Here is a 7,267-nt window from a genome sequence, read left to right on the forward strand (position 1 = left end):
CTGTTGACCCTGTTGACCCTGTTGACCCTGTTGACCCTGTTGACCCTGTTGACCCCGTTAAACCTGTTGACCCTGTTAAACCACCACCTCGGCCAGAAGTGGGGACTTACATCAGTAATATGCAAGCGGCCAATACCCTATTTGATCTGCGACTGCATGACCGTTTGGGCGAGACTCAGTACACCGATGCGTTAACGGGCGAAACCAAAGTAACCTCGATGTGGTTACGCAATGTGGGTGGCTTTAATCGTTCCCAAGTGGCGCAAGGGCCACTCAATACACGGGATAACCGTTACGTTATCCAATTAGGTGGCGATGTTGCCGATTGGTCGACCGATGGGCTTAATCGTTATCATGTAGGTGTGATGGCAGGATACGCTCACCAGAACAGCAAAACCAAAAACCACCGTAATGGCTATGATTCCAAAGGTAATACAAGTGGTTACAGCGTAGGGCTGTACGGTACTTGGTATGCGAATGAAGCTGATAAGTCTGGGTTGTATGTCGATACTTGGGCGCAGTATAACTGGTTTGATCATGAGGTTAACGGTCATCAACTTGCCACCGAGAAATATAAATCCCGAGGCATGACGGCTTCTGTAGAGTCCGGTTATACCTTCAAAATGGGGGAATACACCACCAATGAGATGGTCAATACTTTCTATCTGCAACCTAAAGCACAAGTGACGTGGCAAGGTGTGAAAGCGAATGACCATACCGAAGCGAATGGCACCCTCGTCAGTAGCAGCGGAGAGAACAATATTCGTACGCGCCTGGGATTACGGGCTTACCTACATGGCCACAATGCCATTGATGAAGGTAAAGGTCGTAACTTTGAGCCGTTTGTCGAAACTAACTGGATTTATAACAGCAAACAGTATGGCGTGAAGATGAATGGCGAGCAGTTTAATGTTGCCGGCACCCGCAATATTGGGGAAGTAAAAATCGGTATTGAAGGCCAGATTAACTCGAACTTGAACTTGTGGGGGAACGTTTCTCAGCAGCTCGGCGATTCCGGCTACAGTGATACTCAAGCGGTGTTTGGCATTAAGTATATGTACTAGTTTAATTTCGTATTTGTAGCATATAAAAAGGCGGCTTGTATCTGTGTGAATGCAAGCCGCTTTCATTTGTGTGTGTAACCAGAGACCTGATTAGCTTTTACAAGATTGTCCCGGCTTTTTCACGATTTCGCCAAAGTCATTCAATGCGCTTGGCTTGGTGATTTTACTCTGCGCATTATTGAGCACCGGTAATTCAGGATCCATTTGCCATGCATTCCAGCCACCATCATAAATCTGGCTATTTTCCCATCCCGCCATTTGAGTCATAAACCATGAAACACTGGCTCTCCACCCTGTACCACAATAAAAAGCAACGTGGTCTGATGGCTCAATGCCTTGCGTTTTCCAAAGGGCAAATATCTCTTCTGGGTTACGTAACGTGCCGTCAGGATCATAATAGTCAGACATATCGTTCGCGTTTTTACCGCCGAATCCCCAGATAGCCCCAGCAGGCTCGCCTTTACGTGGAATATAATCATATCCCGTAATTTTCCCAGTATATTCATCCCAAGTACGATTACTGATTAGCTTTAATCCCGCTTGTTGGGCTTGTATTGCTTCCGCAGGCATAGAAATGTTGACCTGAGGATTTGCCGGAATAGCGGTACCAAAATCCGTAATCGGTACAGGTATATTCATCACGGTTTCTGTTGGTAGCTCCGCATCAACCCAGACATTTAAACCGCCATTAAGAAAGCGGACATCTTCCACACCCGCCCATTTTAATGCCCATAATACGCGTAATGCTGCCATCTGATTTTCAGAATAAACCACCACTGGCGTATCCTTACGGATGCCATTTTTCAATAGGTTATGTTCAATCACATCCGGTTCGGATAGATTCCATACTGGTCCATTTTCAATCCAGTCGGTATTAAAATGGTAGGCACCTTTAATATGAGTAGAATACGATTTTGACTGCTCCGCATCCCCCCAAGAGACTTCAAAAATGACAGGCTTTTGGTCACTGGTATAGCTTTCTGGTTTTTCTCCCTTCAGCGCTGCATTAATCCAACTTGGTGAAACACTCATCCAATAATTGGGATATTTATCCATTGGATAATCTGCATTGGCATATTTAATGAACTCTTTAAATGCGAGTACCTTATAACCTTTAGCCGCAAATTCCGCGGTGACACGCTCTAAATCATCGAGATTGCTATCATAGAAAACCAGTGTTTTTTCTTTGGTAATTCCTTTTTCTTCCACGAAGTGAGTAAACTTATCTTCATCAATAAAGTCCAGCCAGCCCGTCGTAAATTGCATAGCGCCTTGTATATGACCACCACGCGCAGCGTCTTTATCTTTAAAACCAAAAAATAGGCTATCTGGTCGGGTATCGATAATAAGATAATCTGGATTATTTAGATTCTTCGATAACTCATCAATACTAATATCTTTTACTACGGTCTGACCACAGCCCGACAACCAAACCGATAATAATAAAATGGCTAATTTTGCCTTCATTTTTTTTCCTATATTCTGCACTGTGTCGGTCTGATGAAATAACTTGTGAGCCAAACACCGGCCATCACCATAAATGTTGAGATCCACCCCTGCCAAGAGAAATAGGCGGTTGCCACCAGTGAGTTAGTGACGGTGCATCCTCCCGCTAGTGTTGCCCCTATTCCCATCACAACTCCACCCATTAGGCGTTTCACAACCGTTTTCCCGTCAGGGGGCAATGTTAATGCAAACTCACCTCGGAGCTTGGCGCTGATCATGGAGCCTGCCAAAATACCAATAACAAATAAGGTTCCCCAATTAAGGTAACGCTGCTGACCAGTGACGAGATATTGAACCACATTCGCAGAAGGCACTGAGATCCCAAAACCAAAATTACGTCCACTTTCCGCACTCAAATACCAAGCAATAATCCCGAGGATCCCAATAAATACCGCTGTTAAGTTAAGGGGCAATTGCTTATATTTTCCTAATGGCGGAGGTGAATAGCGCGGGTGGCGATGCTGATAAATCAGTAAGCCAATCGTGACGATAATTAATATCGCAACCAGATACCACGGAGAGATGTTCAATGTTTTATCGATGGTATCAATCTGTGCTGGGTGGGTTAATAACGGGTCAATCCAATGCTTTAAACTTCCTTTCCAAGCGGATGCCATCGTGACAATAAACGCAAATAATGTGAGCCATGTTCCTGTTAACCCTTCACCAGAGCGGAACCAAGCCCCACTACCGCAGCACCCCGCTAATACCATGCCTACACCAAATAAAAAGCCACCGATGATTGTGGCAGTAACGGGTAATGTGCCTTCTGGCATCGTTATCAGCCCCATTGATTGCAAAGCAAAAAAGCCAATCGCTTGAATAGAGATAGCAATCAATAGTGCCGTAAGAAAACGCGTATTTCTCTGATAAACAATATTTCTGAAGCCAGAAACAAAGCAAAATTGTCCTGACTGGAGTAGCGCGCCAAAAAGTAGACCAATAAATAAGCCACTAATCATGGACTAGCCCCTGTGGTAACGTAATAAGCTGCATAGGTATTTCTCAGTAGTTATTTTAGAAATCAGAAGAATCAATAACGAGCTTGAGAGAGTCGTCTTAGCGCGATATTTTAATACTTCACAGATTTTCCTATGATAGCGCTTAATGAATATGGTTGAAGCTTGTTAACTTGTTTTGCATCAATTTTAGAAGGGAAAAGTACAGATCGGTGATATTTCAGCCAACGCGATTTCAATCAAGGGACTAGGGTCTCTACTTATGAACCTCTATTTATAAATAGAGTATTCACCTTAATTTAAACCCGATAATACAGTTACAATAACTTTGAAAGGAAAAAGCTTTTCATATACCCAAAGGCGTTAAGATATTCTGCAAAATTAAACATACACATTATTCCAATGCTCAACTATCACCTGTAAAGTATGAAAGTTAATTGAGCTAGTAATTATTCAAGATTTGTTAATTCTGAATATGCTAAGAAGGGAGTAAAAAATATTGTGTATAAATATAATGATCTAAAAATAGGCACAAAACTTAACAACGCAGAGCTCTGTGAAATATTTGGATGTAGCCCCCAAGGCGGTATGCGTCGTGCACACAAAACAAATACTTTAATTATTATCTCAAATCACATCAAATCTATCTACGATGACCGATGGTCCAACAATGTACTTCATTATACCGGCATGGGTACTAAAGGTGATCAAAGCCTAAGCTTCCAACAAAATAAAACTTTGGCAGAATCAGGAAATAACGGAGTTTCCATTCACCTATTTGAGGTATTTAAAGACCAAGAGTACACCTATATGGGTGAAGTTGTTCTTGACGGCGCTCCATATCAAGAAACACAACCTGATGAGCAAGGAAAGCTTAGAAAAGTATATATCTTCCCGTTGACACTAGTTTCAGGCGAACGGCAAGTTCAGCAAAAAGATCGAGACAACATAGATAATATTAGAACTCACAAAGCAAAAAAATTATCTATCGAGGAGCTTCAAAAATTAGCCACTGGAAGTGGAAAAGTAGCGACTTGTTATCAGCAGCAATCGACAAATTATGAGAGAAATATTTGGGTCGCTGAGTTGGCTAAAAGATTAGCGAAAGGACAATGTCAGCTTTGTCTTCAACCCGCTCCGTTTAAAAATACTAAAGGCGAGCCTTATCTGGAAACACATCATATCGTTTGGCTTTCCAAAGGTGGTGATGATACATGTGAAAATACCGTAGCCCTATGCCCTAACTGCCACAAGAAAATGCATATCGTTAATAATGACGAAGATATTGAGACTCTAAAAAACCGAAATAAAGAATTATTAGAAGCGAACAACCAATGATCAGGAAGCATATTGAAGTCGTCGCTGCTGTGCTGAAAAATGAAGATAAGTTTCTAGCCGTGCAAAGGGGCTTCTCGAAGCTAGATTATATTAGCCATAAATGGGAGTTCCCTGGCGGCAAAGTAGAAGTCGGTGAAACACTTGTCGCTGCAATTATTCGAGAACTAAATGAAGAGTTAAAAATTACAGTTACCGACCCAACGTTTTTATTAACTATCGAACATAGCTACCCTGACTTTGATATCACAATGCATTGCTTTGTAATTGAATTACCAAATAGAACGGTAGAACTTACAGAACATATTGATTCTCGCTGGCTTTCTAAAGAAAAGTTAAAGGATGTAGATTGGGCATCCGCTGATATTCCTGCGGTAGAAACACTCTTAGCAACATTTTGAGTGTATTTATTCCGAATCATAAAAAATAGCTTGTTAATTGCCGATTGATAATCAACAATCTCATTTCACTTAAGTTAACCAAAGGAATGGTGATAAACATGGCAATAGGCTATTTTTTGCGAGTAGGTGATAAAACAACGTGTGGCGGTCAGATTTTAACTGGTGACAATACCTTTATATTTCATGGAAGATCCGCTGCACGTCAAGGCGATCTGGTTACCTGCGGAAAGCATTCTGGGACATACAACATACTTGGTGGCGTTAGCAATGTATGGGGTAATGGTCGAATGATGGCAGGAACACTGGATAGCTTTAGCTCCTGCCCATGCAAAGCAAGGCTAATAAACTCCATCACTGATTGCTACAGTAAAGATGATGAGCCAGCCCAAGCAAGATCTTTCGTTGAAATTGAACAAAAGCAGTTAATAACAACACCTAAGCCATCATCAACTGTTAATAATGTTTTTAATAATACTCACAATGTACCAGTAATCACCTCAAATTCACCTATCAACGAAGCATTTATAAAAGATCCAATTAATATCTATGTGATGATAGCTATAGACTGGGAAGGACATATCGGGCTTATTATTGGTGATGGAGAAGACGCCATACTTTATGATCCAGGAGGCTCATATACAGGCTGCTATAATCGACGCTGTGAAGATGGCGCACCAACTCATAGGGGATCGAATGACCAATTTCCTTATCCAATGTGGGAGTGGAATGATTATTTATTCTATCACCTTGCAAGTGGGCCAAATGTCTCTATAGTTCAATTTACTATACCGAAAAAACAAGCCGACCATTTAATACAAATCATAGATGAGATGGGAGGTGTTTTTCCTGGTTTCTGTGCTGCAAAAATATCTGAAGCTTTGAGGGCAAGTGGAGGTATATTCAGTAAGCTACCAACTGTTGCATACATGAGATGGCCAAGTACTTTCAAAAGTGAATTGATGGATCTATATTTTCCAAGCCGAGAATGGTGGAAGCTAAATGGCGCTTATTAAAAAGAGAAATATCGCATCCTACATTGCTTACTGTCTAGGCATTATCTTTTTCTATCTTGAATCCGTTAAAGGTATTTTTTTTAAAATATTCCCTAAACCAGGACGATTTTGGCAATATGATGATCATTTAAGCTTACTCACGGATATGCTATGTATTACCTTAATTGTCTTGCTCATTATGCTTTGTATAAGAAAATTTCCGAATAAGCATTTTATATTTATTATTCTGCCCTATTTTCTATCAATCATCTCTTGGTATTACATCAACATTCTACCTGATCCTGATTTGGGAAAGAAACTAGGAACAACAACGGGTGTTTGGGGAGCGCTATTTATTACTCAATATATAATGCATGGTGTTTGGTTAATCCCATTGATTGCATACCCTGCGGATTTTTCTTTCCGTAAACTCATAAAACAATGTAATGAAAACTAAATTTAACTTAATTAAGGGTTCTAATAACTATATAGCGTTTTGCTTAGGCATTCTTGTTTTCTACCTAACAATGGTAAAACAAGTTTTTTTTACGTTTTTTCGACAAGTTGATAATTTTGCCTTAATCCATCAGAACTTAGAAATGTTAACGTTTGTATTTATTGGCTTAGCAATTTTTATGTCCATTCTTTTGTTCTTCCATAAAACAATTAATAAACATATTACATTTTTACTGCTGCCATATTTACTATCTGTCATGACATGGCTCTATACAAATTACATTCCCAGTGTTAAATTTTATAGAAAACTCAGTAGCTACGGTGAGTTTGAAGCTATTTTTATAGTATCCTACATAATCTATGGTGTGTGGTTAATACCACTAACAGATTACACTTTTAGTTTCTTACTTCGTAAATTAGAAAAAAAACATGGGCTTCAGTGATATAAGATGCCTACTAAAATATCCTATATCTCATTATCTTTAGGTATTTTATTTTATTACCTTGAAATGGTTCATGAGTTTTTTTTCAGGCTGTATCCGAAAGCAATGAAT

Annotated in this window: 7 protein-coding genes; 5 read left to right on the forward strand and 2 right to left on the reverse strand. The window is 40.1% G+C overall.

Going from position 1 to position 7,267, the window contains the following annotated elements; genetic code table 11:
* Positions 1-1,064, forward strand: a 1,064-nt coding sequence (locus JK188_RS15600; RefSeq protein WP_211888668.1) for an autotransporter outer membrane beta-barrel domain-containing protein, incomplete at its 5' end; no start/stop codon positions are given.
* Between the two features lie 90 nt (positions 1,065-1,154).
* Here JK188_RS15600 and JK188_RS15605 read toward each other — a convergent pair.
* Both JK188_RS15605 and JK188_RS15610 read right to left on the reverse strand, forming a co-directional pair.
* Positions 1,155-2,531, reverse strand: coding sequence for a rhodanese-like domain-containing protein (locus JK188_RS15605; RefSeq protein WP_211886912.1), 1,377 nt, complete (start codon positions 2,529-2,531; stop codon positions 1,155-1,157).
* Positions 2,532-2,539: 8 nt separating this feature from the next.
* A complete protein-coding gene (locus JK188_RS15610; RefSeq protein WP_211886910.1) occupies positions 2,540-3,532 on the reverse strand; it encodes a YeeE/YedE family protein in 993 nt (330 codons plus the stop codon).
* Between the two features lie 498 nt (positions 3,533-4,030).
* Here JK188_RS15610 and JK188_RS17880 point away from each other — a divergent pair, with 498 nt between their 5' ends.
* The 4 genes from JK188_RS17880 to JK188_RS15635 all read left to right on the forward strand — a co-directional run bounded on the left by JK188_RS17880 (position 4,031) and on the right by JK188_RS15635 (position 6,714).
* A complete protein-coding gene (locus tag JK188_RS17880; RefSeq protein ID WP_211886908.1) occupies positions 4,031-4,867 on the forward strand; it encodes an HNH endonuclease in 837 nt (278 codons plus the stop codon).
* Positions 4,864-5,265, forward strand: coding sequence for a (deoxy)nucleoside triphosphate pyrophosphohydrolase (locus tag JK188_RS15620; RefSeq protein WP_211886906.1), 402 nt, complete (start codon positions 4,864-4,866; stop codon positions 5,263-5,265). The genes JK188_RS17880 and JK188_RS15620 overlap by 4 nt, the downstream gene beginning before the upstream one ends.
* Positions 5,266-5,363: 98 nt before the next feature.
* The gene (locus JK188_RS18025; protein WP_336431247.1) at positions 5,364-6,278 is read left to right on the forward strand and encodes a PAAR domain-containing protein; all 915 of its coding nucleotides are present in this window, start codon (positions 5,364-5,366) and stop codon (positions 6,276-6,278) included.
* Positions 6,265-6,714: a hypothetical protein gene (locus JK188_RS15635; protein ID WP_108478872.1), complete on the forward strand. Its 450-nt coding sequence runs from the start codon at positions 6,265-6,267 to the stop codon at positions 6,712-6,714. Before JK188_RS18025 ends, JK188_RS15635 begins: the two co-directional genes overlap by 14 nt.
* The last annotated feature ends 553 nt before the right edge of the window (positions 6,715-7,267 follow it).

Source organism: Providencia sp. JGM181 (assembly GCF_018257375.1).
Lineage (GTDB): Bacteria > Pseudomonadota > Gammaproteobacteria > Enterobacterales > Enterobacteriaceae > Providencia > Providencia lanzhouensis.

Excerpts from the sequence above, each read along its gene's own strand:
- JK188_RS18025 (WP_336431247.1), top strand. The coding sequence starts at position 5,364 with ATGGCAATAGGCTATTTTTTGCGAGTAGGTGATAAAACAACGTGTGGC.
- JK188_RS15605 (WP_211886912.1), bottom strand. The coding sequence starts at position 2,531 with ATGAAGGCAAAATTAGCCATTTTATTATTATCGGTTTGGTTGTCGGGC.
- JK188_RS15610 (WP_211886910.1), bottom strand. The coding sequence starts at position 3,532 with ATGATTAGTGGCTTATTTATTGGTCTACTTTTTGGCGCGCTACTCCAG.
- JK188_RS15620 (WP_211886906.1), top strand. The coding sequence starts at position 4,864 with ATGATCAGGAAGCATATTGAAGTCGTCGCTGCTGTGCTGAAAAATGAA.
- JK188_RS15635 (WP_108478872.1), top strand. The coding sequence starts at position 6,265 with ATGGCGCTTATTAAAAAGAGAAATATCGCATCCTACATTGCTTACTGT.